The organism is Marinovum algicola (assembly GCF_900109145.1).
In the GTDB taxonomy this organism is placed as follows: domain Bacteria; phylum Pseudomonadota; class Alphaproteobacteria; order Rhodobacterales; family Rhodobacteraceae; genus Marinovum; species Marinovum algicola.
Map to the genome: position 1 here is coordinate 1 of NZ_FNYY01000028.1, position 26,063 is coordinate 26,063.

The 26,063-nt window shown below is 61.5% G+C and carries 25 protein-coding genes; 8 read left to right on the plus strand and 17 right to left on the minus strand.

What is annotated here, in order from left to right; genetic code table 11:
- Positions 1-302 (plus strand): IS200/IS605 family transposase (gene tnpA / locus BMW90_RS23235; RefSeq protein WP_074839763.1); only part of this gene is annotated, 302 nt, incomplete at its 5' end.
- Positions 303-334: 32 nt separating this feature from the next.
- Here tnpA and BMW90_RS23240 read toward each other — a convergent pair.
- The 8 genes from BMW90_RS23240 to BMW90_RS23270 are packed head-to-tail and all read right to left on the minus strand — an operon-like array spanning position 335 to position 6,389.
- Positions 335-1,144: a type IV secretion system protein gene (locus tag BMW90_RS23240; protein WP_074839843.1), complete on the minus strand. Its 810-nt coding sequence runs from the start codon at positions 1,142-1,144 to the stop codon at positions 335-337.
- On the minus strand, positions 1,144-2,298 hold the full coding sequence (locus tag BMW90_RS23245) for a lytic transglycosylase domain-containing protein (RefSeq protein ID WP_170850611.1): 1,155 nt from the start codon (positions 2,296-2,298) through the stop codon (positions 1,144-1,146). The genes BMW90_RS23240 and BMW90_RS23245 overlap by 1 nt, the downstream gene beginning before the upstream one ends.
- Positions 2,288-2,455 carry a hypothetical protein gene (locus BMW90_RS26825; RefSeq protein WP_170850612.1) on the minus strand — a complete coding sequence of 56 codons (168 nt, stop codon included), beginning with the start codon at positions 2,453-2,455 and terminating at the stop codon, positions 2,288-2,290. Before BMW90_RS26825 ends, BMW90_RS23245 begins: the two co-directional genes overlap by 11 nt.
- Positions 2,452-4,827 carry a VirB4 family type IV secretion/conjugal transfer ATPase gene (locus BMW90_RS23250; protein ID WP_074839768.1) on the minus strand — a complete coding sequence of 792 codons (2,376 nt, stop codon included), beginning with the start codon at positions 4,825-4,827 and terminating at the stop codon, positions 2,452-2,454. Before BMW90_RS23250 ends, BMW90_RS26825 begins: the two co-directional genes overlap by 4 nt.
- Positions 4,817-5,095, minus strand: coding sequence for a VirB3 family type IV secretion system protein (locus BMW90_RS23255; protein WP_012187324.1), 279 nt, complete (start codon positions 5,093-5,095; stop codon positions 4,817-4,819). Before BMW90_RS23255 ends, BMW90_RS23250 begins: the two co-directional genes overlap by 11 nt.
- A complete protein-coding gene (locus BMW90_RS23260; protein ID WP_074839770.1) occupies positions 5,088-5,381 on the minus strand; it encodes a TrbC/VirB2 family protein in 294 nt (97 codons plus the stop codon). The genes BMW90_RS23255 and BMW90_RS23260 overlap by 8 nt, the downstream gene beginning before the upstream one ends.
- Entirely contained in the window at positions 5,378-5,992 is a 615-nt protein-coding gene (locus BMW90_RS23265) for a lytic transglycosylase domain-containing protein (protein ID WP_074839774.1), read from the minus strand. The genes BMW90_RS23260 and BMW90_RS23265 overlap by 4 nt, the downstream gene beginning before the upstream one ends.
- A 43-nt stretch (positions 5,993-6,035) precedes the next feature.
- Positions 6,036-6,389: a hypothetical protein gene (locus BMW90_RS23270; protein ID WP_074839776.1), complete on the minus strand. Its 354-nt coding sequence runs from the start codon at positions 6,387-6,389 to the stop codon at positions 6,036-6,038.
- A 183-nt stretch (positions 6,390-6,572) separates the two neighbouring features.
- Between BMW90_RS23270 and BMW90_RS23275 the strand changes: the two genes are divergently transcribed.
- A complete protein-coding gene (locus tag BMW90_RS23275; RefSeq protein ID WP_170850613.1) occupies positions 6,573-6,869 on the plus strand; it encodes a hypothetical protein in 297 nt (98 codons plus the stop codon).
- On the opposite strand, the gene BMW90_RS26505 is transcribed toward BMW90_RS23275, so the two are convergent.
- The 3 genes from BMW90_RS26505 to BMW90_RS23285 form a co-directional block, all read right to left on the minus strand.
- A complete protein-coding gene (locus BMW90_RS26505; protein ID WP_139211532.1) occupies positions 6,866-7,054 on the minus strand; it encodes a hypothetical protein in 189 nt (62 codons plus the stop codon). The two genes, BMW90_RS23275 and BMW90_RS26505, sit on opposite strands and share 4 nt — an antisense overlap.
- 241 nt (positions 7,055-7,295) lie before the next feature.
- Complete coding sequence (locus BMW90_RS23280) at positions 7,296-7,991, minus strand: hypothetical protein (protein ID WP_244526599.1); 696 nt, start codon at positions 7,989-7,991, stop codon at positions 7,296-7,298.
- A 202-nt stretch (positions 7,992-8,193) separates the two neighbouring features.
- Positions 8,194-10,251 carry an acetate--CoA ligase family protein gene (locus BMW90_RS23285; protein WP_244526603.1) on the minus strand — a complete coding sequence of 686 codons (2,058 nt, stop codon included), beginning with the start codon at positions 10,249-10,251 and terminating at the stop codon, positions 8,194-8,196.
- A 583-nt stretch (positions 10,252-10,834) separates the two neighbouring features.
- On the opposite strand from BMW90_RS23285, the gene BMW90_RS23290 reads away from it, so the two are divergent.
- The gene (locus BMW90_RS23290) at positions 10,835-12,511 is read left to right on the plus strand and encodes a thiamine pyrophosphate-binding protein (RefSeq protein ID WP_074839778.1); all 1,677 of its coding nucleotides are present in this window, start codon (positions 10,835-10,837) and stop codon (positions 12,509-12,511) included.
- A 665-nt stretch (positions 12,512-13,176) separates the two neighbouring features.
- On the opposite strand, the gene BMW90_RS23300 is transcribed toward BMW90_RS23290, so the two are convergent.
- From BMW90_RS23300 to BMW90_RS23310, 3 genes are all read right to left on the minus strand, one after another.
- Entirely contained in the window at positions 13,177-13,944 is a 768-nt protein-coding gene (locus tag BMW90_RS23300) for a 2-keto-4-pentenoate hydratase (protein ID WP_170850614.1), read from the minus strand.
- A 103-nt stretch (positions 13,945-14,047) separates the two neighbouring features.
- Positions 14,048-14,968, minus strand: coding sequence for an SDR family NAD(P)-dependent oxidoreductase (locus BMW90_RS23305; protein WP_074839780.1), 921 nt, complete (start codon positions 14,966-14,968; stop codon positions 14,048-14,050).
- Between the two features lie 38 nt (positions 14,969-15,006).
- The gene (locus tag BMW90_RS23310) at positions 15,007-15,783 is read right to left on the minus strand and encodes an IclR family transcriptional regulator (RefSeq protein ID WP_074839781.1); all 777 of its coding nucleotides are present in this window, start codon (positions 15,781-15,783) and stop codon (positions 15,007-15,009) included.
- Positions 15,784-15,871: 88 nt separating this feature from the next.
- On the opposite strand from BMW90_RS23310, the gene BMW90_RS23315 reads away from it, so the two are divergent.
- From BMW90_RS23315 to BMW90_RS23335, 5 genes are read left to right on the plus strand one after another with little or no spacing between them, the layout of a single operon-like run.
- Positions 15,872-17,038 (plus strand): acyl-CoA dehydrogenase family protein, encoded by a 1,167-nt coding sequence (locus BMW90_RS23315; protein ID WP_074839782.1) that lies wholly within the window; start codon positions 15,872-15,874, stop codon positions 17,036-17,038.
- Positions 17,039-17,085: 47 nt separating this feature from the next.
- Positions 17,086-17,466: a Zn-ribbon domain-containing OB-fold protein gene (locus BMW90_RS23320; protein WP_074839784.1), complete on the plus strand. Its 381-nt coding sequence runs from the start codon at positions 17,086-17,088 to the stop codon at positions 17,464-17,466.
- Entirely contained in the window at positions 17,463-18,617 is a 1,155-nt protein-coding gene (locus BMW90_RS23325) for a thiolase (protein WP_074839786.1), read from the plus strand. The genes BMW90_RS23320 and BMW90_RS23325 overlap by 4 nt, the downstream gene beginning before the upstream one ends.
- Complete coding sequence (locus BMW90_RS23330) at positions 18,614-20,731, plus strand: acetate--CoA ligase family protein (protein ID WP_074839788.1); 2,118 nt, start codon at positions 18,614-18,616, stop codon at positions 20,729-20,731. Before BMW90_RS23325 ends, BMW90_RS23330 begins: the two co-directional genes overlap by 4 nt.
- Before the next feature lie 13 nt (positions 20,732-20,744).
- A complete protein-coding gene (locus BMW90_RS23335; RefSeq protein ID WP_244526601.1) occupies positions 20,745-21,581 on the plus strand; it encodes a MaoC/PaaZ C-terminal domain-containing protein in 837 nt (278 codons plus the stop codon).
- Between the two features lie 13 nt (positions 21,582-21,594).
- Here BMW90_RS23335 and BMW90_RS23340 read toward each other — a convergent pair whose 3' ends face one another.
- The 3 genes from BMW90_RS23340 to BMW90_RS23350 form a co-directional block, all read right to left on the minus strand.
- On the minus strand, positions 21,595-22,650 hold the full coding sequence (locus tag BMW90_RS23340) for an AbrB family transcriptional regulator (protein ID WP_074839791.1): 1,056 nt from the start codon (positions 22,648-22,650) through the stop codon (positions 21,595-21,597).
- The gene (locus BMW90_RS23345; protein WP_074839794.1) at positions 22,647-24,125 is read right to left on the minus strand and encodes an aldehyde dehydrogenase; all 1,479 of its coding nucleotides are present in this window, start codon (positions 24,123-24,125) and stop codon (positions 22,647-22,649) included. The genes BMW90_RS23340 and BMW90_RS23345 overlap by 4 nt, the downstream gene beginning before the upstream one ends.
- A 103-nt stretch (positions 24,126-24,228) precedes the next feature.
- A complete protein-coding gene (locus BMW90_RS23350) occupies positions 24,229-26,010 on the minus strand; it encodes an acyl-CoA dehydrogenase family protein (protein ID WP_074839797.1) in 1,782 nt (593 codons plus the stop codon).
- Between the last annotated feature and the right edge of the window lie 53 nt (positions 26,011-26,063).

Genomic DNA, 26,063 nt, shown 5'->3' on the forward strand with positions numbered 1-26,063 from the left:
TCCGCCAAACCTGCGCAGAACTCGACGTGCACATCGTCAAGGGCGTCGTGGCGCGTGACCATGTCCACATGTTCATCAGTGTGCCGCCGAAACTGGCCCTCGCCACGGTCATGCAACGTATCAAGGGTCGCTCTTCGCGCCGGGTCCAGATGGAGTTCCCCGAATTGCGAAAGCGCTACTGGGGCCGCCGGTTCTGGGCTCGTGGGTATTTCTCGACCACTTCGGGAAACGTGACCGACGACATCATACTTCAGTACCTCGAACTACATGGAAAACATGATGCTACCGGCGTCAGCCGGTAGTGGTTCACTCGCCACCATTCATGCCCCCACGATCAGTCTGCCCGGAGGTCCGGCAAGGTGAAATCCATGAAGCGCTGCTCCTCGGCGATGGTGGCGGCATCGATCACGCCGCCGGTGCCATCGCCCACGGTTTGAATCGCTTCCAGCTGCCACATCGCCACGAGGGCGATGGCCAATTCAGCTGTCACGCGCGTGTTGAGATCGACGCTTTGCTTGAGCTCTTCCATGTCGTCGATGAGCCCGACAAGGCGGTCGACCCGCTCGAGCGATTGGCCGGCATCTTCATAGCTGTTCTGGGCGGCGGCTGAGACGAGCGCGCCGGTTGTTGCCTGCGTGGCCACACGGATGGCTCCGGGATTTCCGCTCGTGGCCATCTCGGAGAGAGTGTCGTCGTCAAATCCGAGATCGGCCAGCACCCGGTCCATCTGGGTTTCGATTTCGCCTGCGCCGGAGCCCGAGAGGCCCGAGAAATCCCCAGTCTTGATCGCCTCAATCGTGGCGAGGATGTCGCCGAACTCCTGGTCGAGCAGGCCATTGAGTTCGTCTTCCATCTCGGTGCGGATGATTTCTGGAAGCTCGGCGAGGCGGGTGAGGGCCTCGTAGGTTCTTTGCAGCTCCGCGAGTTGGTCCGTGAGCGTGGCAAGCTGTTCGCGGAGCTGCGTCAGCTGCTCGTTTTGCAGGATCTCGTCTTCGATCATCTGCCGGAGCTGCTGGATGTTTTGCGCGATATTCTGGGTGTCGACGACCGGCACACCTTGCGCGAGGGCAGGGGATAGGGCGCCAAGATGCAGACCAACCCCAAGTGTCGTGGCCAAAGCTGTCCTCAAGAGCAGATGTCCCATCATTCAATCTCCCTGATCGTAAAATCCATGAACGCGCCTTCGGCCATGCGGGCGCTGGCCTGGGCCAGCTCTTCGGCGGCGAGCACGCGGGTGCGGGCGGCCTGAAGCCGGATGCGGGCGGCCACGAGACGCACGAGTTCGGCGCGGGCATAAGTGTTGAGCGCAACGCTCTCCTGCACGTCCTCGGTTTCGGAAATCCGTTCGACGATATCGCGGATGCGCAGGGCGGATTGGCGGATCGCGGCTGGTGAGTTGCTGCCATAAAAGGCCGCGCCATGCCCGGTCATCGAAAGGTTCGCATTGGCCAGAAGCGCGGGGTCGATCGTGCCAAGCGCTTCGATCCCGCCGATACGGGTCAAATAGAGGTTATAGCGTTCGGGGATCACCTGGACGTAGTGCTGGGTTTCGGCAAAGGGCGGCACGCCACCATATTCGAATACCCGGCCGGGTCCCGCGTTATAGGCAGCGAGCGCATTGATGATATTGCCGTCGAAGGTGTTGAGCTGGGTCGCGAGATAGCGCGCGCCGCCATGCACCTGCAGATAGGGGCTGTCATAGTATTCCGGGTTAATGCCCAGATCGCTGGCGGTGCCCGGCATGATCTGGGTGAGACCATAGGCGCCGACGGGAGAGCGTGCACCGATGGTGAAACGGCTTTCCTGCCAGATCAGCGCTTGCAGCAGCGCGCGCCATTGGACGGGGGAGAGCCCTGCGCGTCCAACACCCGCAAAGCCGCTGGTCTCCTGGGCAACGCGGATGATGAGCTGCTCGATGTTTTCCGCAGCATCCCCGAACATCTGTGCACCGCCGGGATTGGGGTCGATCTCGCCCGTACCATAGACGGCTTCCACGGCGCGGTCGGGATCGCCGCTGCCGCTTTCCAGCCCCGAGACCATGGCCGGCAATCCCTGACCGCCGAAGCTGGTCTGGGCATCGAGGATGCGTCGGAGGGTTTCCAGCTGCTCCCGTTCGATCTCGGCGATGAGTTCGCGCACGGCAAGCTTGTCCGCCTGAACGGCCAAGTCAGCCTCGCGATCGCCAGTCTCGACGATGTCACGCGCGGTCAGCCCACTGTCATTGGTCGGCACGCCCTGAGACAAGGCGAGACCGGGCAGCAGGCAAAACGCGAGGATATGAGGCAGGCTAGACTTCAATGTCGCCCTCCGGGGTGCCAAGGAGCGTGAAGTCACAATCAGGCGCGACGGGTGCCGTGGACGCAAGGAATGTGAAGCAGTTCGCCTGCGGCTCCCGGTACTGGGTGCAGGAGGCCAGCGCGCCGAGCGCAGCCAAAGCGACAAGAATACGGATCATGAAAGCCTCCAAAAATCTGGGCGGTCGCGGTAGTCGGCACCGACGAGCGCTTCGCCTTTTTCCATGCCGCCGAGGATGGTGAGAATGGGCCCGAGGGCGCTCAAATCGGCATCGACGACGATGGATCCCTGGTCGTCGCGGATGAGAGCAAGGCGGCTGTCGCTGCCGGTATTGAGAAGCACGTCGAGTTCCTTCTCGTAAAGATTCAGCATCGCGTAGTCGGCGGCGTGGGCTCGGATGTTCGGGAGCAGGATCTGCGTCGGCACCGCCTCGACGATGGTCTTGCCGGTCCGGGTGCGTTCGAGCTGGCTTGCGTATTGCGTCATCATCACCGCGACGGTGTTCTGCTTGCGCGCAGTCACGAGCCAGTTCGACAACCGTTCGGCGAAATACGCGTTGTCGAGCGCCTTCCAGGCCTCGTCGATCACGATGATGGTGGGGCGGCGGTCCTCGATCTCGCGCTCGACCCGGCGGAAGAGATAGGAGAGGACGGCCATCCGCTCCTTGTCGGCTTCGCTGTCGAGAATGCCGGTCAGATCGAAACCCACCACATCGCCTTTGAGCGAGAAGGTGTCCTCGAGGCTCTGTCCGAAGATCCAGCCATAGCGGCCGTCCTCGGTCCATTCGAGGAGGCGCTGGTGCAGATCACCGCCATCATCGGTCGAGACGAACAGCGATGCGAAATCCCGCCAGTTCCGCAAGGCGGGGTTGGTCGCCTGCGCATTCTGGCGCACGACTTCCTGGATGCGGTTGGTCTGGGCAGGCGTCAGCGGTTTGTCGGCACGGTGCAGCAAGGTGGCGAGCCAATCCGAAAGCCATGCGGTGCCGCGCGCATCGACCTCGGTCCAGAGCGGATTGAGGCCCGTGGGTTGACCGGCGTTCAGGGAGGCGTAGCGCCCGCCATTGGCGCGGACGGCCATCTCCATGCCGAGGCGGTAGTCGAAAACGAAGATCCGCGCCCCTGCTCGACGGGCCTGCGTCATGAGAAAGGCAGACAGAACCGATTTGCCCGAGCCCGGCCTGCCCATAATCAATGTATGACCGCTGGTCGGTTCGTTGTCAGGCGAGCCTTGCTCGTGATAGGAAAACCGGTAGGCGCTCTGCTCCGGCGTGGGCAAATAGGTGACGACCCGGCCCCAGGGGGTTTTCGCAGACGGTTTGCCGAGCTGCGTCCGGTGGAAGGCCGCGAAATCCGCAAAGTTGCGATTGGTGACGGCGCTGGCGCGGACGCGCTTGGGCTGGTTGCCGGGATGCTGGCTGAGGTAATGCGCCTTGGCGGCGACCCGCTCGCCGATCATCTTTACGCCTTCGGTCGCGGCGGCGTTCACGATCTCGGCGCTGAGGGTTTGCAGTTCTTCGAGCGTGTCGCAAAAGAGCGTCACGATCATGTGATGCTCGCCGAAGCTTTGGCGCTTGGCCTCGAGATCATCGGCCGCGATATCGAGGGCTTCCAGGAGCGAGAGGGCCGCGTCCTGGCTGGCCTGCATCTGGCGCTTTTGCCGCTTGATACGGCCCGCCATGAGGTTCGAATTGATCGGTGTGAAGGAATGGGTGACGATCATGTCGACCGGCAGGTTCAGCATGTCGAACATGGTGCAGGAGGTGGCCTCAGCATATTCCCCGATGGTGAAACTCTTGCCGTAGCGATGGCCCACGACGCCCTCGGAAAGCTCAAAATGATCGCCGTGGAACGTCACCCGGGTATTTGCGACGTTGAAGGACAGAAAGCCGTAGGTGTTTGCCGGGTAGAGCGGCAGCTCGGTGCCTGTGTTCAGCGCGCCCAGAAACCCCACCAATTCCCCCGATGCGGCCGACAGCAAGCGCGGCTTCAGCTCGGCGAGGCCAGACAGAAAGACGTTCACGGCCTCGCCCAGTCGCCGCAGGCGTTTGCGGGTCTCCTCTCTCAGCCGGTCCGGCGCGCTGCGGCTGAGGAACGGCAGGAGGCTTTTCGGGGGTGGGCGGTGAATGACGGTGAGCGTCAGCGTCTTGTCGCGCAGCCCGCTGGTCTCGAGTTTCGCGCGCCAGCGCCGGTCAACCTCGCCTGCGAAGCTGTCCTCACGGATCGGGTCGAGATCAGGTTTGATGGCCTTGGAGACCTTGTGGACGTAATAGCTGAATTCCGGGCCGAGCTGCGCGACGATGCGGGCAAAAAGCGCCGTCACCTTGTCAAGATAGGCATCGTCCGTCGTGTAGCTGTTGATCCCCTCGAGCCGGATGCAGCGGAAGAGTTCGTTCACCCGGGTCCGCACGGTCTGGTCGTCGACGAGGCTCACATAGGGCAGCATATGCGCGAGGCGGGTCTCGCGCGCATACCAGTCTGGCGTCATTGTGCGGGCATCGAGCGCAGCATCGCGGGCGTCATCACGGGGCATAGCTGTCCCCGCCATGGATGGACCTGTTGCGCGTGGGCGGTGTCTCCTGCAGGGCCGTCATCATCACATCGATGAAACGCGGGTCCCAATCTGCGGCCTTCCACAGCACCGGATAAAGAAGGGCGGCCACGCCCAGCACCGCGATGTGCTGGACCCAGACGAACAAGAGCACCGAACCGAAGAGCCAGACCATCGCGTACATGATGGGCAGGCCCAGAAGCTTCGGCGGGCGCACGAGGCCGAGAAAGAGAGGCGCGCGCTCAGCCACCGGCAAAGACCGCGGCAACGATGGTGGGGGCGGCGGCAACACCAGCGATGCCCACGAGGACCCAGAGCGCCTGGCGCAGATCGATGATGTTGAAGAACCAGCTCAAGAAAACGCCGAGAACGGCGAGTGTGGCGATGACGACGCCAAGTGGGCCGGTCAGCGCATCGACGATGCCCTGCAACAGGCTCTGGATCGGGGAGAGATCGATGCTCTGTGCAAGGACGGGCTCGGCAATGAACAGGAATAGCGCCAGCGAGGCGACAAAGAGGTTTGAAATCTGTCTCATGAATTTGATCCTTCCAATCGGGCCATGACAGCCATGACGCGGGCCACGTGGTTCTGGGTTTCTCGGTAGGGGGGAACGCCGCCATACTGGCGGACCGCATCGGGTCCGGCGTTGTAGGCAGCCAGCGCCAGGTGCGGATCGCCGAACGTCTCCAGCATCATCGCGAGGTAGCGGGCGGAGCCGTCGAGGTTCTGCAGCGGATCACGCGGGTCGACGCCCAGATCACGCGCCGTCGCTGGCATCAATTGACCAAGGCCAGTGGCACCTGCACTTGAAATCGCATCCAGCCGGTAGGCGCTCTCAACCTCGATATTGGCCCGATAGAGAGCCAGCCAATCCGTCACGGAGAGCTCTGCGCGGCGCAAACCGGGATGGCTGGCATAGCGCAGAGCGGTGGTTTCGATGGCAGTGAGAACATCCGCGCGGGGCAGAGGAGCGGGCCGCGAGAGCGCTGCCAATTGAATGTCTTCTGGCTCTGCGTCCCGTTCGTCAAAGATTGCCAGATCATCGGACGCGGAACCCTGACCAATGCCGTCATTGTAGTTCCGGGCAAAACTGTCCTGGGATTGGGACGGGGTCAGAGAGCCATCGCTCTCCATGACCAGCACCATTTGGGCAGAGGCCGGTCCCGCCAGAAACCAGAAAAGGAGAAGGTTACTTGCGGCCGCTCTTGTCGGTAGGAGCCAACTTATGCGTCGTCCGCTGGCCCTCTTCGAGCGGGACATCGGCATGGGAGAAACCGATGCCGATGAGGAAGGAGACCACGCCCGTGATAGTTTTGAATTCGCGGATTTTGATATCGTTATAGGTCGTCCGTGTGCGGGCAGTAACAAGGAGCTTTTCGACGCCTTCGTCAGAGACGGCACGCATGATCCAAACCCCATAGTAGCTGGGGCCTTTCTTATGCGCAGCTTCCTGGCACAAGACCTCGGCGCGATAGCCGCTCTCCACGAGGTCGCGGAATCTGGCTTCAGTGACCACATTAGGTGCTTCGATTTCCCAGTTCATACCTGCGGTCACACTTCTCTTGATCCGAGCCGTATGCGCGCCTTGCCCACCATGGACGTGACGATCATACGAAAGTATACTTTTGTGCATCAAGCGATATTTATGGGTCTGCCGTTCAGTCGGCGGACCTTCGCCAAAACGAGCGAATTACCTTAATGCCCCGCAACAGTAGGAGATTTGTGCATGAAGATGAAGCGACTGCAGCCCATCCCACAGGCTATAGTATTGCTGCTCGTTTTCCCAGGGGCGGTTGATGCAGGGGCGTGCCTTCCTCCTCTCCGGCCATTTGTGCCCGACGACCCAGTTGCACTTGCCGAATTTGCCGACCTGATAGGCGAAGATTTTGAGACCTACATAGAAGATGTGCAGGCGTATTTCCGGTGTTTGGAGCAAGAGCGTGCCCGAGCGTTTGATGAGGCGAGGCAGGTCAGTCAGGATTATGAGCGGTTTTTACAGGAACGTGATGCGGACAACCGCTAACGTTCCTGGCCCTCTTCGCCATTGATCGGTCGTCGAACAAAATTTTCGATCGGGTCACCACTCCATAAAATACCAGCTTCGCCGTTGTTCCAATGGTACTCGATCCCGACCAGTTCATCGCTATTCGGGCATACCAGTCTGAATATAGGAACAGCTTCCAACATGTCTGATGTTTGATCCGTCATGACGCACTCATTTATCAACTTTGGGTTGAGCGTTTCCGACTGTACGGATGAAGACAACAGGGCTTGTGGTTGATCAGAGTTTCGGGCGGAGCGTTGCTGCAAATCAAACTTGGTGCGCAAAACTCCGCACAATGCTCGGATTTTGATGGGGAACTCCGTTCAGCCGACTGAATGAGCAAAGTTAAGATTCTGCGTCAACGGTACGAATCGCAGGTCATGAATGCCGTTTTTTTGATCACTGTTAGTAGTTCACCTGCTCGAACCCGTAGTTGCCTTCATAGTCACGCCAATCGACGAAGACGGATCGGTGATAAATGTCGGGGCAATGCTCGCCCCATCGTTCAAGGCCTGTATGGGCCTCGGGCAGGGCAGTTATGGAAGATCGCTGCCAAGAAAAATCGCCTTGGGTCCCGTAGGTGCCGAGGACCACGGTCGCGCTTCGGTTGCAGTCACCATCGCGCCCGGACTCGTGCTGTCGTGCGTACCGGACATCAAAAACACGGATGGATCGTACAAAATTGAACTCAGGGCCGCTGATATCGATATCCGCGCGGTCCTCAATGAAACGGAGGGCCCGGTCGGTGGGAACGAACTCGTCAACTGGCAGGGATTGAAGTGGTCTACGGCTGTCGGGACGGTGCAAGGCTTCGAAGATGCGGCCAGCGTTGTTTGATAGCCGATCGCTCCCATAGGAGGCGCCCATGGGACAGCGCCAGATTTGCAGCGGCGGTTCCACCGGCCAGGGCGTAATCCGCCGGATGAATTCGGCGCGAGCCCGAGCGCAAGGGACGGAAGCGGGCCAGCCTCCAGACAGGCACAAGAGGATCGCGCAATCGATCGGGTAGGTCTGTGCGCGGGCGGGCACTGGCTGCGAGAAACCTGTCACGGTCAAAGCGACTGCGACCGAGGGGAGGAGCTTCTTGATTAGATGGCGCATGGTGCGGAACCTCCGTGAGAGGAGTTCAGCATACATACGATAGTATACTATCACAACACCAACTATAACGACGCATAATGAAGTTTATGTTAAATTATTGCTTATTCCAGGAATCCAAAAATCTACCATTGGCAAAGTACCTTGGTACAAATGCGCTTCTATGCAAACTGAAGACGTTGACAGCGCGCGCTGGAGCGGACCGTCAAATGGCGCAGTCTTCGCGCGGCACGATTAGCGCGTCGACGGCCACTGCGCCGTCCGGAAGGACAATGAACGGGTTCAGGTCGAGCGACTCCAGACGCGCAGCATTGGCATGCGCGAATACCGAAAGCCGGGCAAGAGCCTCGGCGAGCGCTTCCACGTCGACCGGGGGTGCGCCACGGACGCCGTCGAGAATGGCGCGACCGGCCAGGCCCTCCACCATCGCTCGCGCCACGTCGGTGCCGAAAGGCGCCATCCGGAACTGTACGTCGTGTAGGACCTCTACGAGCACGCCGCCCAGGCCGCACATCACCGTTGGACCGAAAACAGGGTCGTGTACCACACCGACCACCATCTCGACCCCGCCGCTGACCATCTCGGCCACCAACACCCCATCGATCCGCGCGCCGGGCCGTGCGGCTGCTGCCCGCTCGATCAGCGTTGCGTATGAGGCGTACACGGTGGCCTCATCGTCAAGGTTCAACAGAACGCCGCCGATCTCGGTCTTGTGCTGAATGTCCGGCGACACGATTTTCAATGCAACCGGCCCGTCTATTTCGCGCCAGGCGGCCACCGCGGCCTCGGCGCTGTTGACCAGACGTTCATGCGACACCGCGAGCCCGGCGGAAGCGATGATCTGCTTGGCGGCGTGCTCGGCCACCTGATCGGAGGGCACTTCCATTGCGTCGGCGAGCGGCGCGGGGGGGGCCTCCGGCGCGCCGCGGACAAAGACTTCCGCGAAGTGCGAGAGCGCGGCCGCGGCTCGTACAGCCAGCGAAGGGTCCTCGAAACACGGCAAGCCCAACTCCTCGTAGCGCGCGCGGAGCTCGTCGGAAACCACCATTATCACTAGCACTGGTACGTCCGGATGACGTTCGCGCATAGCGGAAAAAATCTGTAGACATGCTTGGCGAGAGAAGTCGTAATCCGGCACGCCGCTTAAGTAGACCACGTGCGCGTCATAGCCCCCTTCCTCGATTGTGAGCGCGATGTTGGCCTGCATCAGCTCCGGATTGTTCAGGGCTTGGGCGGTGAAATCGACCGGGTTGTCGACTGCAGCAAAGGGGATGAGTTCCTTCATGCGCGCCGCCGTTGGGGCTGGCATGGGCGCGACATCAAGGCCACGGCGCGTGGCCGCGTCGGCCATCTGCACGCCCACCCCACCGGAAATAGTCTGCACGCTGAGGCGCCGTCCCTTCGGGTACCGACCGAACTGGCAGGCATAGGCGACGTCGACCATTTCTTCCGTGGTCTCGGCGCGGTAGACGCCATACTGTTCGAAAACACCATCATAAATTGCGTCGGCCCCGGCCAACGCGGCAGTGTGAGAGGCCGCTGCGCGTGCGCCCACGTCGGTGGTGCCGACCTTCATGAAAATAACCGGCTTCTCGGCCTCGCGCGCGGCGGCCAACGCACGACACAGCCGACCTGCGTCGCTGATGCCCTCGGCGTACGCCATGATGACCCGAAGGTCCGGCACGCCGGCATAATACTCGATGACCTCGGCAACGTCGACGTCGACCTCGTTGCCGGTTGTCACCCAATGATTGGTGCCAACGCCGCGCCGTTGCGAAACGTTGAACAGGTGACTGCCGTAGGACCCGCTTTGCGACACGATGCCGATTGGTCCGGGCGGGACGCGCTGGTTGGCCAGGGCGTGCACAAAGGTGCCGTACCAGCCTTTGTCTAGCGTGAAAACGCCCAAACAGTTGGGCCCGGCGATGCGCATGCCGCTGGACTTTCCGATCTCGCGTATCCGCTCCTGCGCAGCGGCGCCTGCCGCGTCTGATTCAGCAAACCCGGATGTGAACATCACCGCACTGCGCACACCGCGGTCGGCGCAGTCCTGTATGACGTCCACAGCCGCCGTCGCCGGAACCGCGATCAAGGCACAGTCGACCGGCTCGGGCACCTCGTTGATGGAGGGGTAGGCGCGCAGCCCTTGGACTGTGTCGCGCTTGGGATTGACGGGATAGATAGCGCCGCCGAAACCACCGTTGAGCATTGAGTGTATCGACCGACCGCCGATGCGGTCCGGTGCCTCGGAGGCCCCGATCACGGCAACGCTACGCGGGTGCAACAAGGGCTCTAGAAGGGGGCGAATCAAGGCATTCTCCTGAATAATCTGGTGTCGGACGGCGCGGCATGGGCCTGCGCCCTGCTGCCGTCAGACCATTCTTTCGTGCAGTATGGTGGAGGGCCGTCCTTAATTGCAACTGATTAAACCACACTGGCACTTGACAAAAACTCAAGAGCAGATGGCGCTGTTTAAACAAAGATTTAAGGCAAAATGCGGAGTCTCAGTCGGCAAAAAAAGCGCGCGCCCTGTCACTTTCCGATGTGCAATGGGGGCGTCAGACGGCGTCTGTCGCGCTCCGTCAAGGGATTTCAGGCTGTCACTTCATTGACATTTTCTCAAACTTCTATGCTTTTTAATCGTTTGCATGAAGGGCTGCCTTGTTACCAAACTGACCAGACGCCGTGCATGTGAACAAAAAGGGTAAAGCTCAATGCGAAAGGTTCGTATCGACGAGGTCGGCCAGGAAACAGGGGGCTTGCCCAAAAACGGAACCACGAACAGCAGCAGTGGGTGGCCGGAAAACCCCGCGCCCCGACCGCAGCCCCAAGACGGAGGTGCCTCGATGTCTGAACGCCTAACCACGAACCAAATTAGCGGCCGCAGCGCGTTCATCTCACTGCTGCGCGATGAGGGGGTAACAACCCTGTTCGGCAACCCCGGTACCACAGAGCTGCCGATAATGGACGCGCTGAGCGAGCAGAGCGATATCGGTTACGTTATGGGAATGCAGGAGGCCATCGTGGTAGCGATGGCCGATGGCTACGCCCGCGCATCGGGTCGGCTCGCGGTCTGCAACGTGCACGTGGCGCCGGGGCTTGGCAACGCCATGGGGTCGCTGTTCACCGCGATGCAGGCCGGTTCGCCGTTGCTGATTACCGCCGGTCAGCAGGAACAAGGCCACGGCCTAACCGAACCTTTGCTCTATGCGCCGCTCGTCCCCATCGCCGAGCCAATGGTAAAGTGGGCCGTAGAGGTCAACCGCATCGAGGATTTGCCACGTGTCATGCGCCGTGCCGCCAAGGTGGCCCTGACAGAACCCACCGGTCCGGTGTTCATCTCTCTCCCGGGGGACATCCTGAACACCGAGGCGCCGCTTGACCTGGGAGCGGCAACGCGGGTCGACACCACCAGCAGGCCAACGGCGGCGGCGGTAGATGCGCTGGCGAACCGGCTGCTGTCAGCACGTGCTCCGGTGATCGTTGCCGGACACGAGGTGGTGGCGAGCGATGCCTTCGAGGCCGTCGGCGATTTTGCGACAGCGCTTGGCGCTCCGGCCTACAAGCAGACCGTTGATTCCGGCGCCCATTTCCCCTCGGAGCACCCGGCCTACATTGGAACGTTGCCCCGCAATCAGGCCCGGGTGCGCGAGGTGATGAGCGCGCATGATGTCATGATCTGCGTCGGCAGTGATGTGCTGCGCATGTCGGTCCACAGCGAGGTCGATCCCCTGCCCGAAACCACAGCCGTGATCCAGATCGGACAGCGCGACTGGGAGCTGGGCAAGAACTATCCCGCCGAGATCGCCATTCGCGCCGACGTACGGGAAACACTGGTCGATCTGGTGGCGGCCTTGCGGCGGATCGGCGGTGAGCAGCATTCGGAGAGAGCCGCTGCAGCCATTGCCGCGCTGGCCGAGGATAACTGGAGCGCGCGCCGCGCGCGTAGATACGCGACCGCGATGAACAATGCCAAGGTCTCTCCAATGGCGCCGGACTGGCTCATGGCGGCGATGGTCGATAACCTGCCCGACAACAGCATCGTTGTCGATGAAGGCATTACATCAGCGAGCGCGCTGCTCGATCTTCTGCCGTTCCGCCATCGCTACAGCTACATCGGTAACATCAGCGGCGGGATCGGCTGGGGCGTGCCGGCGGCAGTTGGGGTCGCGCTGGCCAGGCCCGAGGCGCGGGTCACGGCGATCATTGGCGACGGCTCGGCCATGTACAACATCCAGGCTCTGTGGAGCGCCGCTAAGCACAAGCTGCCGATCACCTATGTCATCGCCAACAACGGCGGCTATCGCATCATTAAGCAGCGGCTGAAGTCGTTTCACGACAATGATAATTTCATTGGCATGGATTTCGCCGATCCCCCCGTCAACCCAAGCAAGCTGGCCGAGGGCTTAGGTATGCGCGCAATTCGCGCCGAGACTCCTGACGCATTTGTTGCCGCCATGCAGGAAGCCACCAAGTCCGACGGCCCGGTTCTGATCGACGCGCTGGTGCAAGGCCATGTCTGACGGTGCGACCGGAAATCTCCGACAGTGTGTTCCGCCTGACCCGCGCCCCTTTTAATACTCACCTAAAGCACAATGCGAATTGCTTGAAACATCAGGTCTCCCCTAACGCTTTGAAATCTCTGATTTCAGGCAGCGTTAGGGGATTCAGCTTTTCGCATTGTTCTCTAAAGCGATGTACCGGCTGCTTTACCCAGCAGGTTAGGCTTTGCCTATGTCTGCAAGTTGGAGAAGTGGCGCGGAGAGGAAGACCTTCGATCAGCCGATGTCCATCGGGATCGACATCGGCAAAGATACGTTCCACCTTGTCGGGTTTGACCAAGATGGTCAATTGGTGTTGCGCGAATAGATCAAGCGGTTGGCACGCATAGCCTGGAGCACCCTAAGGCACAAAACCGCGTTTGACGCACCACGAGACGAGGTGGCCGTCGGCATCTGAGCCGACGCGCCCAAAGGAGTTCGCGACAGATCTAAAACATGGAACGGAACAATTACGCCCCCAGAATCTGACGGCCATCATTGACCTCGCAGCTAATTGGATCGCGGCGCGTGTGTAACCCCGATAATGACACGACCCGCGTGTCGATCAACAAGCCCGATACATATGAGCGACTACCGAAATCGTGCCCGAAATCAATTGCGAACAACATCCGGTGCATACATCAGGGTCAAAGGTCGGCAGCGTCGCAGAACGATACCGTCACGGATCCGAGCCCGCAGAACCCGGCAGTCACCGTCTGACCCGGTTCGACCGGAAGCAGGGCGGTGCAGGCGCCAGTGAAAACAAGGTCCCCGGCGCGCAGACCGCGACTTCGCAGCCTCGGGTGCTGGGTTAGCCAGGCAACCGCGTCGAGGATGTCGTCCCACAAGAGCGCGTCAACGCTGCCCTCCGCCACCTTCCTGCCGTCAACGGACAGTTCGACACCCAGCCCGCGAAGCTGCGCAAACGGAATGGCGCAGCGGCCGAAAACAACATCCGCGTTGCCTCCTCCGTCCGCGACGATCAGAAACGGGCTCGTTTGCGGTTTGCTGTATCGGGATCCCACGATCTCGATAGCTGGCAACGCCGCCTCGACGGCATCGCGGACCGCTTCTCGTCCCCCCGCGGCCATTTTGGCGTCGATGTCGGCGCCGACCCGCAACGCGATCTCGGCTTCCAGCTTCGGGCGATGGGACATGTGGAGAGGCACGCAAGCCCCGTCACCATGGCACTTCGAGCCATAGACAGGTCCGATGAGCGGCTCGTTTAGGCCGTAGGACACCAGTTTTTCCGCACTTGTCACCCCGATCTTCCAGCCAGCGATGTCAGCTCCATGTAGCGCGATCTGCGCTGACTGGATGTCATAAGCCCGGTCCAGGGCGGTCAGCGTCGCGAGCCTGCTTTGGTCGAAGTGACCGCCTGTCTCGCGCGCCTCGTACAGGTCGGAAGCGATCATCTTGGTTGCGCTATATCCTGAACTTTCCATTTCTGTTTCATTCTCCGCCGACATTGACAAATCGCCGCTTGCCTTAGCAAGCGGATCGAGGCCGCACAGCGGCTTAGACTGGGTCCCAGCTGAACACGTCCCCCGACACTGTAAGCGGCATGTAATCCGGCTTTAGCGCGGGAATTGCGTGTTGTGCCACGCTATCGAAGTCCCAGCCTTCGCCGCGATGCGCGGAACGCAGCGGGCGTGGCTGGGACATCAGGAATATCTCGTTATTGCGCACTGCAAATACTTGGCCTGTCGTGTCGGCGCCCTCGTTCGAGGCCAGAAACATCGCCAAGGGTGCGATCTTCTCGGGCCGCATCTCTTTCATGCGATTGACACGCGCCTCCTGTTCTGGGCTGTCGACCTTGATCGACGAGGTCATGCGGCTCCAGGCGAAGGGGGCAATGCAGTTCGAGCGGATGTTCCATCGCTGTAGGTCAAGCGCCATGGATTTTGACAGCGCCGTGATGCCGAGCTTGGCCGCGGAATAGTTGGCCTGAGCGAGGTTGCCGATCAGCCCCGAGGTCGACGTCATGTGGATCAGGCTTCCCGTTCCTTGCTCGCGCATCACATCGGCGGCGGCGCGGCTCACGTTGAACGTGCCGTAGAGGTGTACTTTCACGACCGCGTCGAAATCCTGATACGACATCTTGTGGAAGAAACCGTCGCGCAGGATGCCCGCGTTATTTACTACGGCGTCGAGCCGCCCGTAGGTGTCCGTTGCCTGGCGTACCATCGTACTGGCGCCGTCCGGGTCCGAGACATCATCGCCATTGGCGACCGCGCGGCCGCCGATTTTCTCGATCTCGGCTACGACGTCCTGCGCTGCTGCGCTGGACTCTCGTCGGCCGTCGAGCGAGGCGCCGATGTCGTTGATGACGACGGCGGCCCCGGCTTTGGCGGCCTCTATGGCGATGGCACGGCCGATGCCACCACCGGCACCGGTTACCAGTATGACCTTGTCGTCTAGGGGTTTATTGTCAGACATGGGTTCTCTGCCTTTTCCTTAATATTTGCGGAACATGTTCAATCTTTTGAGGTGCGGCCGAAGACACCGCGCTCGATTTGCCGGGCGGCATCGGCCAGTGCGGCACCGACCTGGTCAAGGCTTTCGTCGGTCTGCTGGCCCGTGATCGTGATACTACTCATTCCGAGCCGTGGCACGTGGGTTGCATCGAGCGCCATGGCCGCGACGATGTCGAGCCCGCGGAACAGGTTGCCAGGGTCCTTTGCCGTGCCACTCTCCCGGGCGGCCTGAACGTCCTGCCAGTAGGTGTCGAAACCCGGCGCATTCTGCCAGCGAACGTTTTCATACCCGGCACGGGTTTGGGCCTCGGTCAGTTCAAGTGCCGCGGCATAGACCCGCCCGATGGCGCCCGCGAAAACCGGCAGGCGGCTGCTGCGCGCCATGACGGCCTGCACGATATTAGGGGCGCTGAAGCGGTCGATCAGCACAATGCGTTCATTGGCGGTGATTTGCCAAAGCGCGACGGCCACCCGGTGCTCTTGCGCGATGGCCGTCAGGGTGGGTCGGATCAGGTCGCTCGGATTGGCACCCAGAAGCGGCGCGGCGAACTCCATAAGCCCCATGCCGATTGTGTAGGTCTTGGCCTCAGGATCGAAGCTCAGTAGGCCCCCGTGGTTCAGTGTACGCAAAATGTTGAATGCCGACGAGACATTTAACCCGGTCTCGCGGGCGATTTGCGTCGCGCCCATCGGCGCTCCGGCAGCAGAAAGCAACCGCATGATGGTCATTGCGTTCTGGACCGCAGGCACCAATTTCTGTCCGTCTTGGCTGCTCATATCATATCCTATACAGAATGGTATTTACCCTACAGAAAAATTTTGGTAGTGCAATAGGAGACGATAGGCAGCCTGAGGGAGAAATGAGATGGCGTCAGGAGTGGATGGTGAGGTTTTCGAACAGCTTGTCTCGACGGTCGACCGGTTTGCCCGCGAACGCCTGATTCCGGCTGAGCGCCGGGTCGAGGAAGAGGACAACATCCCCGACGAGATTGTGGCCGAGATGAAGGAGATGGGGCTGTTCGGCCTGTCGACGCCCGAGGAATTCGGCGGAATCGGTCTTAACGTGCCGCAGGAGGCGCGGCTGATCGAGGCGTTGTGCTATGCTTCGCTGACTTTCCGGTCGCTGATCGGCACCAACGTGGGTATCGGCTCGCAAGGAATCGTCATGGACGGGACGCCTGCGCAAAAGGAACAATGGCTGCCGGGCGTTGCGAGCGGTGACGTGATTGCGGCCTTCGCGCTGACCGAACCCGACAATGGATCAGACGCCGGCGGCATCCGCACCTCCGCCCGTAAGGACGGCAGCGATTTCCTCATCAATGGGACCAAGCGTTTCATCACCAACGCGGTCCGCGCAGAGCTGTTCACCGTCTTTGCGCGAACAGATCCGAACGAGCCGGGTGCCGGCGGCGTGTCGGCCTTCATCGTGCCAGCCAATACGCCGGGCATCACCGTTGCCAAGCCGGACAGCAAGCTCGGACAGCGCGGCACCAAGACCTCCGACGTGATCTTCGAAGACGTGCGGGTCCCCGAGAGCGCAATCATCGGTGGACCTGTCAATCTGAACTGCGGATTTCGTACAGCGATGCGCGTGTTGGACCGGGGCCGCATTCATGTTGGTGCCATGGCCGTCGGCCAGAGCCAGCGCATGCTCGACATCGCGACAGACTATGCATTGACGCGCAAGCAATTCGGCAAGCCGATTGGCGAGCACCAACTGGTGCAGGGGCTTCTGGCGGATTGTCAGGCCGAGCTACATGCCGCGAGGGCGCTTGTCCGAGCTTCGGCGGACACGTTCGATCGTGAAGGAAAGGCCATCATCGAGGCGTCCTGCACCAAGTATTTTTGCACGGAGGCCGCGGGCCGCATAGCGGACCGGGCGCTGCAAATCCACGGCGGCGCCGGGTACATGACGGAGTATGATATCGAGCGTCTCTACCGCGATATCCGACTGCTGCGCATCTACGAAGGCACCAGCCAGATCCAGCAACTGGTCATTGCCCGCCGCACGTTGACGCAACGGGCCGATTGACCAGAAGCCGAACCGGGAAGATCAAAACTAGGAGACGATTGGCAGAAATGACAGATACCGAAAAATCCCGCCTTGGACCGCAAGCCGCCTACGAGGCGTTTCTTGCCGAAGGCCGTTTCATGATACAGCGCGCCGCAAGCACCGGCGAGTACCTTTTCTGGCCGAAGGTCACCTCTCCTAGCGGCGCAACTGATCTGGAGTGGGTGGAAGCCCGCGGTACGGGGACGATCTATGCCATTACCGTTAACCGCGCCCGCAAAGGGGCGCGCAACGTGGCTCTTGTCGATCTCGATGAAGGCGTGCGCATGATGTCCACTCTGCCCGACGTAGAAACCGCGGAGATCGGCGCGCCAGTGAAAGCACGTATCGAAATGACCGCGAATGGACCGCGCGTGGTCTTTGATCTGGCAAAGGAGGCGTCCGCATGACCCGGGACAACATCAGAGGCAAATCCGCCATTGTCGGCATGGCAACCGCCGGGGTCGGCGAGGCGCCGGGCTTTTCCGCGATCGAGCTGATCGGTCAGTCCGCAGTCAAAGCCGTGCATGATGCCGGTCTGAAACTGCAGGACATTGACGGCGTCTTTGCGGCCACGTCCAACCATGCCTATCCGACCATGAGCGTGGTCGAATACCTCGGCCTCCGACCACGTTTCTTCGACGGCACCAATGTCGGCGGGTCCAGCTTTGAGATGCATCTCTTGCAGGCAACGCTTGCGCTCGAGGCGGGTCTCTGCGACGCGGCGCTCGTCTGCTACGGGTCAAACCAGCGCACTGCGGGCGGAGGGCTGGTGTCGATGAGCGAGCCGCAATGGCACGAGACCCCCTATAAACCGCGCCACCCGATCACCGCCTATGCGCTGGCCGCGAGCCGGCACATGGCCGAGTTCGGCACCGCCCGCGAGGACTTGGCCGAAGTGGCACTGGCCGCGCGCGGCTGGGCCAACCTGAACCCCGAAGCCTTCGCGCGTGGCCCGCTGTCCAAGGACGACGTCCTTTCGGCGCGGATGATCTCAGACCCGCTGAGCAAGGCCGATTGCTGCCTCGTCACCGACGGTGCGGCAGCCTGTGTGTTGGTGCGCGCCGACCGTGCCCGGGACTTGCCTGGCAAACCGGTCTATTTCCTCGGCGGCGGTGGCGCCAACTATCACCGGTCGATCGTCGCCATGCCAGACCTTACCACCACCGCAGCAGCCGAAAGCGGACCGCGGGCGATGGAGATGGCGGGCGTCGGGCATGACGAGCTGGATTTGTTGATGCTTTACGACGCCTTCACCATCACAACGATCCTGTTCCTCGAAGACCTCGGGTTCTGCCCCAAGGGCGAAGGTGGGCGGTTCGTTCGCGACGGGCGCATCGCGCCGGGCGGCGAGTTGGCGGTGAATACCAACGGCGGCGGACTATCTTGTGTGCACCCCGGAATGTACGGCTTGTTTCTAATCGCCGAGGCGGTGGCGCAAATCCGAGGCGAGGCCGGTGCGCGCCAGCAGGAGGAGTGCAACCTCGCGCTTTGCCACGGCAACGGCGGGACATTGTCCAGCCAATGCACAGTGGTGCTGGGGTCGGAGGCGGCGCTATGACCGGCAAATCGCCGGTCGATGGCCTTATCGCGCCACGCTCCGTTGCCATCATCGGAGCGTCCGACAACCCGACGCGCATTGGCGGTCGCCCGATTGCCGCGATGCTAAAGGCGGGCTTCGCAGGCCGCATCCTGCCAGTGAACCCGAAAAAAGAGATGGTGCAGGGCCTGCCCTGTTTTCCCGACGTAGATTCCCTGCCGTTGGCCCCTGATGTTGCGCTGATCGCCGTACCGGCAAAGCTGGTGCCCGAGTCAATCGAAGCGCTGGGGCGCAAGGGCTGCAAGGCGGCGACTCTTTTCTCGGCGGGCTTTGCCGAGACCGGCGCCGAGGGCGAGGCTGCGCAGCGTGATCTCGTCGCGCGGGCGCACAGGTACGGCATGCGGCTTCTGGGGCCAAATACTCTGGGCGTTTACAACACCAACATCAACTTTTTTGGCACCTTTTCCTCATCGCTCGACTCCGGATTTCCGCTGCCCGGCAACATCGGGATCGCCAGCCAATCCGGCGCCTTTGGCGCGCATCTGGGCGCGCTGGCACGTGACCTCGGCTTGGGCTGCTCGGTGCTCATCACCACCGGAAACGAGGCCGACATCACCGTCGCCGACGCGATATGCTGGATGGCGGAAAGCGACACTATTGACGTGATCTGCAGTTATATGGAAGCGATCAACGACGCGTCGCGGCTGCTGGCCGCACTGGACATCGCAAGAGACGCCGGCAAGCCGGTGCTGTTGCTGAAATCGGGCCGCTCGGAAATTGGCGCACGCGCCGCGGCGTCGCATACCGCATCGCTTACCGGCGACGCGGTGGTGGCCGACGCGGTCTTGTCAGACCATGGCGCGATCATCCTGCGTGACCCGGAATCGATGATGGACATCGCTTATGCGGCATCGAGGATGGTGCTGCCGGCGCGGCATTCGCTGGGCGTGGTCACTGTCAGCGGCGGCGCGGGGATCGTGGCCAGCGACGAAGCCGAACGGATTGGCCTGCCGATGCCCCCCATGCCCGAAGCGGCGCAGGCCAGGCTGCTCGACCTGCTGCCTTATGCCTCGGCGGTCAACCCGCTCGATTGCACGGCGCAGGCGCTGAACGAACCAGCGCTGCTGGAGCAGTTTACCCGTGCCGGGCTGGAAGACGGCGGCTATGGTGCAGTGCTGTGCTTTCTGACCTATGTAGCGGGCAGTCGCGAGATTTCAGAAGTGATCCTGAATGCGCTGGCACCATTGCGCGCGCAGTACCCCGACCGCATTCTGGCCATCTGCGCGCTTGGCGATCCGCAGGTGCTGCGCCGATATGATGACGCGGGAATCCTCGTTTTCAACGACCCTTGCCGCGCAGTACGCGCGCTCGACGCAGTGCTGCGACACGGTGCAGCGCGGACGCAGGTAGGTCCGGCCAAGCCGCCGCTGGTCCGGCCGGTCAACCTGCCCACTACCCCACCCGACGAAGCAGGAGCCAAAGCGATTCTGGCAGAGGCGGGCATTGCCGCCGCACCCGAGCAGGCAGTTCAGACCGCCGAGGAGGCGGTCGCCGCGGCCGCCCGCTTCGGCTACCCGGTGGTGATGAAGATCCTGTCGCCTGACATTCTCCACAAATCCGACATCGGTGCGGTAAAGCTGAATATCTGCGACGCCGATGGCGTGCGGGATGCCCATGCCGCAATTCTCGAGGCGGCGGCACATGTGCCCGGCGCCCGGATAAGCGGTGTGTTGGTCGCAAAGCAATTGTCGGGCGGGATCGAATGTCTGATGGGCATCAACCGCGATCCGACATTCGGGCCGATGGCGGTCTTCGGGATTGGTGGCATCTTTGTCGAGCTCCTGAACGATGTGGCCCTGCGTGCCTGTCCTTTCGGATCCGAGGAGGCTCGCGAAATGATACTTTCGATCCGCCATGCGTCGGTGCTGCAGGGTGCACGCGGCGCAGAGCCAGCAGATATAGACGCTCTGGCGAAGATGCTATCAAACCTATCCGTCTTTGCCGCCGGGGCCGGGGACCGGCTTGTATCGGTCGATCTCAATCCGGTGCTGGCCATGCCCGAAGGTCAGGGCGCCTTTGCGCTCGATGCGGTGATCGAACTGGATGTCGAACAGGAGCAAGCCGTTGACAATTAACTATGACACTCTGATGAAATTCGACATTCCCAAGGTGCAGCAAAGCTATGGCACCGAAGAGGTCGCGCGCTTCGGACTGACCGTGGGGATTGGGCAGGATCCAACGGATTTGCGGCAGCTTTCCTACGTTGGTGCGTTGGCCGACGATGTGCGGGCGCTGCCGGCCATCGTCAACGTGCTGGGGCATCCGGGATTCTGGCTGGGCGACCCCGCGACCGGCGTCGATGCGCTCAGGCTCGTGCATGGCGAGCAGGGCTTTACCATCCACCAGCCAATTCCACCAAACGCCCGGATTTCTGGCAAGACCCGGGTGACCGGGTTGGTGGATAAGGGCACAGGTAAAGGCGCTCTGCTCTACCTCGAAAAGGAGATCGTTAATGTCGCGAGCGGCGTGAAACTCGCGACTTGCCGATCGACCATCTTCTTACGCGGCGATGGCGGGTTCGGTGGGCCGAGCGGCCCGGTGAAGAAGGCGAACAGCCTACCCGAAACCCCGCCGGACCACGTATTCGAGACGGCCACGCGGCCAGAGCAAGCGCTATATTACAGGTGGAACGCCGACCCGAACCCGCTGCACCTCGACCCCCGCGTGGCGGCTAAGGCGGGGTTCGAGCGTCCGATCCTGCACGGGCTGTGCACATTTGGATGTGCGGCGCATGCGTTGTTGGCGGTGGTTTGTAATTACGACGCGATGCAATTTGGCGCGATGGACGGACGATTTACCGCTACCGTCTATCCCGGCGAGACACTGCGCACTGAAATCTGGGACGACGGCAGCTTTCGCACCCGCGTGTTGGAACGCGATGTGATCGCCATCGGCAACGGTCTCTTTCGGCGCCGCGAAAGCTAGGCGGACGCGTTGTCTAGGCCCGGTTTAGTCCCCATCGCCACATCGCGTTCGCCAAGGCGACGGTCAGAACGATCCTGAACAGGTGATGAGTTGCGACGATGACCGGGCTGATCCCAAGACTTAGGGCGATCAGGTTCATCTCGGTGATCCCACCGGGCGCAAAGCTGATAACCAGAGCTGCGAAATCCAACGGAATGGCGGCCTGAAGGCCGAAGGCAAAGCCAACGCTGAGACCAAGCGTTAGGCTCACCGATAGCAGGCTCATCGCAAAGGCTTTGCCGAGCAAGTCAAGCGAGGCACCCGAGAAAGACGAACCCAGCCCGCAGCCAACGGCCACCTGGGCCAGAGCGAGCAGCCACGTCGGCGCGTGAACGTCGATTACCCCGGTGGCATGAAGAACCCCGCTCAGCAGTAGCGGCCCCATCAGCTGCGATGCGGGCAGGCGCAGCAGCCCGCCCAAGGTCAGACCCGCCAACACTGCGGCGCCAACAATACCAAGATCGCGCCAGCCGGACGGGACCTCCACCGCCGAAACGCCACCCACGGTTTCACCCGAAAACACGGCGAAGCCAAAGGGCACGATCAACACAACTAAAAGCGCACGCGCAAGATGCTGCACGGTCAAGAGCCGGACATCGACCCCTGCCCTTTCACCGAACGCTACAGCCTCGATAAGACCGCCGGGCATGGCGCAGAACACCGATGTCACACGGTCGTAGCCGCCGATCCGCCGGAAAATCAGGTAACTGCTGAGAAACGCCAGCGCCACAAATAGCGCCATAGCGCCAAAGGACAGCCAGAGCGTGGCTGCGATCGCCAGAACGTCGGCGGAAAATTTCGCACCGATCAGGACGCCGATAACGCCGATGAAAACCTTGCGCAACATTTGCGGAATCCGCACTGGCCTGCCAGTTCTTTCCCAAGTAGCGACGGCAAAGGCCGCCGATGCCAGCACACTGCCCAGAAGGAACGGCAATGGCAGCCCACCCCATTGCGCAAGCAAGCCGCCACTCAGGCCGATCGGCAGCACCAGGATGACGTTGACGAGAGGCGCGAAGGCAGCTGTCATGCCCGCTCAAGACTGTCGGCGTAGTGCTTAGGCAGGCCGATAGACTTGGCTTCAACGTAAGGCTCGAACCCTTCCCATCCGCTTTCCCGCCCGATGCCGGACTGCTTGACCCCGCCGAACGGCGCGTGGAATCCGAAGGGTGCGCCATTTACTTCCAACACGCCTGTCTTGACCCGGTTGGCAATGGAAACGGCATGGCCTATGTCCTCTGAGAACACAGCGCCGCTCAGGCCGTAGACCGAGTTGTTGGCGATCTCCACCGCCTCATCCTCGTCTTCGTAGGAGAGGACTGAGAGCACAGGGCCGAAGATCTCTTCCTGTGCGATGCGAGAATTGGGTTCGACTTCGGCAAACAGGGTCGGCTGCACAAACCAGCCCTTGTCAAGTCCCTTAGGGCGCCCAACGCCGCCAATGACAGCGCGAGCGCCATCGTTGATGCCCGCCTCGATGTAGGATTCGACACTGTCACGCTGCTTTTGGCTGGCCATCGGTCCTACATGAGTGTTCGGGTCCATGGGGTCGCCTACGGGCAGTGAGCCGACCATTTCAGCCAGCGCTTCGACGAACTCTCGTTCACGTGCCTTAGACACCAGCACCCGCGTCTTCAGCGTGCAGATCTGGCCAGAGTTGCGGAAGGACAGAAGCTTTAATGCCTCGACCGTTTCGGGGATGTCGGCGTCGTCAAGCACGATCCCGGCTGATTTTCCGCCGAGCTCAAGCGTGATAGGCCGCAGGAGTTCGCCGCACTTGGCCGCAAGGTGGCGACCGGCGGACGTGGAACCGGTGAAGGTGACTTTATCTACGCCGGGATGCAACGCCAGGTACTCGGCCTCGCCGCGATCCACTGTGATGACGTTCACCACGCCCTCGGGCAGGCCGGCTTCCTCGACCATCTCAGCCAGCAGGTATGCGCTGAGCGGTGCCAGCGACGCCGGTTTCAGCACGACGGTACACCCCGCAAGCAGCGCGGGGCCGAGTTTGTGGATTATCGTTATCATGGGGGCGTTCCATGGTGTGATCAGCGCGGCGACACCTTTGGGCGTGCGGGTCACAAGGGCGTTGCCCGAGGCCGACCGGCGCAGTTCGCTCCATGGATAGCTCTCTGTCGCTATCTGGCGCTGCTCATCAAGCATCATCAGCGGCACCGTGGTCTGGATGGTGCAAGACTGGGTAATCGGGCTGCCCATTTCCGCGGTGATCGCTTGGGCCATCTCCTCCTTGCGGCTCTCGAACACGGCGCGAAGGCGGCCCACGCCCTCGACCCGCTCAGCCACTGTCATCCGGGGCCAGGGGCCCGCATCAAAAGCGCGCCGGGCTGCAGCAACCGCAGCGTCGACATCGGCAGCAGAGCCTCTGGGCACGGTGGCAATGACACGCTCGGAGACGGGGGAAATCACCTCCAGCCGAGACGAGGATTGAGCGGGCACCCAATTGCCGCCAATGAAAAGCGCATCGGTTCCGTCTAATATACTCATCGCGGAAACTCCATCGTGGTCGTGTCTAATAAGGGTTATGCGGTGCCCGCCGCCGTCGTACCGTGGGGCGGGCCTATCCGGCGTAGTTCAGGGATCCGGCGGCCTAGCGGCTGATCAGTGCGTTGGCCTCTTCCATGCTCATCGGCTGCCTCGACAGCAGGATATCGATGGCCTCGTCCTCCCACGTCGCTGCCGCGTCTTGCGCCATGACGGGTGCCGGGTCCAACCGGTGATCGACAACCATGCGCGAGATCAGCAAGCGCCGCGCATCGCTGCCGTCGCGCGCCGATCTGTCGGCCTCCCAAGCCAACAGCGTGGCACTGAGTGCGTGATAGAGCATGCTCGTGGCTTGGCGGTACAGCGCTTCGCCGACATCAGACCCGGCGACCTTCGCGGCAAAGTCGATGGCCTGGTCCGACAGCGTGTCCAGCCGGTCGCGGTAGTCCTGACTTACCAGGGTCGCCTCGGCGGTGAGGCGGTGCAGCTCATCCCTGAGCGCCAGGTGTGCGCCGCACTTGCCTACCGCGCGGCGCAGCGCGTCAATGGCGTTGATGACGCTGGTGCCTTCCCAGTTCACCGGGACAAAGGAATCTCGCAGCAGGCGGGAATTCGTCCAATCCTCGATCACCCCGTTGCCGCCGCGTATCTCCAGCGCCTTGGTAGCCGCTTTCACGTTATCACGGTTGCTGCGCATCTTGATGGTCGGGGTGATGATCCGGGTGATCAGTTTGGCCTTTTCGCAGCCTTGCTCTTCTCGTTGCAGGACGTCGCCGCCATAGAAGCTGGTCGACAGGGCTTGCTCGGTCCAGACCAGCAACTGCACCAGTTGCCTGCGCATCAACGGCTGATCTAACGCCGGTTTCCCGAACAGGCGGCGGGATCCCGCGAAGGCCAGAGATTCATTGAGTGCCCGGCGCATCGTGGCCGCGGCACGGACGCCGTGCGACAGGCGCGACAGGTTGACCTGATCCAACAGGATCTTGATGCCTTGGCCTTGCTTGCCTAGCATGTAAGCGACGGCACCTTCATAGATGATCTCGCCGCTGGCCAGCGACTTGCTACCCATTTTGTTTTTAAGCCGCGCGATCCGGTAGTCGTTGCGCGACCCGTCTGGCAGATCTTTGGGCACGAGGAACGCGGTCAATCCCTTGGTTCCATCCGGATCGCCCTCGACGCGCGCCAGCAGAACCGCAGCGCCGCAATCAGGGTTCGAGCAGAACCATTTCTCCCCGTGGAGGCGCCAGTCGGAACCGTCAAAGCGCGCCATAAGTTCGTTGGCGCCGACATCGGAACCGCCGGCCTTTTCCGTCATGAACTGGGCACCTTGGAGCAGTTCCTTGGGGTCGAGCGACACCATCTTGTTGCCATATTGTTCGATCAATTGCGGCGAGCCATAGCGGAAGACGAGCATCGCCGCCAATTCGGTGACCCCGATGGGGCACATCAAACCGAACTCCGCCTGCGAGAAAATGTAGTGCAAACCGAATTTCACTAGTGGCGACACCGGCGTAGGCCATCCCAGGATCGGTCTATGCGGCGCGGCATGAAGCCCGTATTGGTAAAAGCCGATCCGTTCCATTTCGCGGTAGGCCGGGTGGTATTCAATCCACTGCCTGTCCCGGCCAAAGCGGTCGCGATCGTGCAAAACGGGGGGATGCTTGTCACACAGGTCGGCGCATTCATCCAGCGTTCCGCCTGCCAAGTCGCCCAAGCGTTCGAAATGCGGCCAGAAGTGCTTCTGCTCGTCTTCGCTCAAATACAGTTTTAGAAGCGCCTGAAAGCTTGGATCAATGGTAAAGAAATTTTCTCCCCTGCAATCACCGCCAACATGATCGCTGCCATAGGCAACGGCTTCGTCGTTCTTCGAATTCTCAATGGCTTTCATTTCGCTCGGTACCACAATTTCTACCTTTCCAAGCTTTTCTTGTCGTGTTTCCA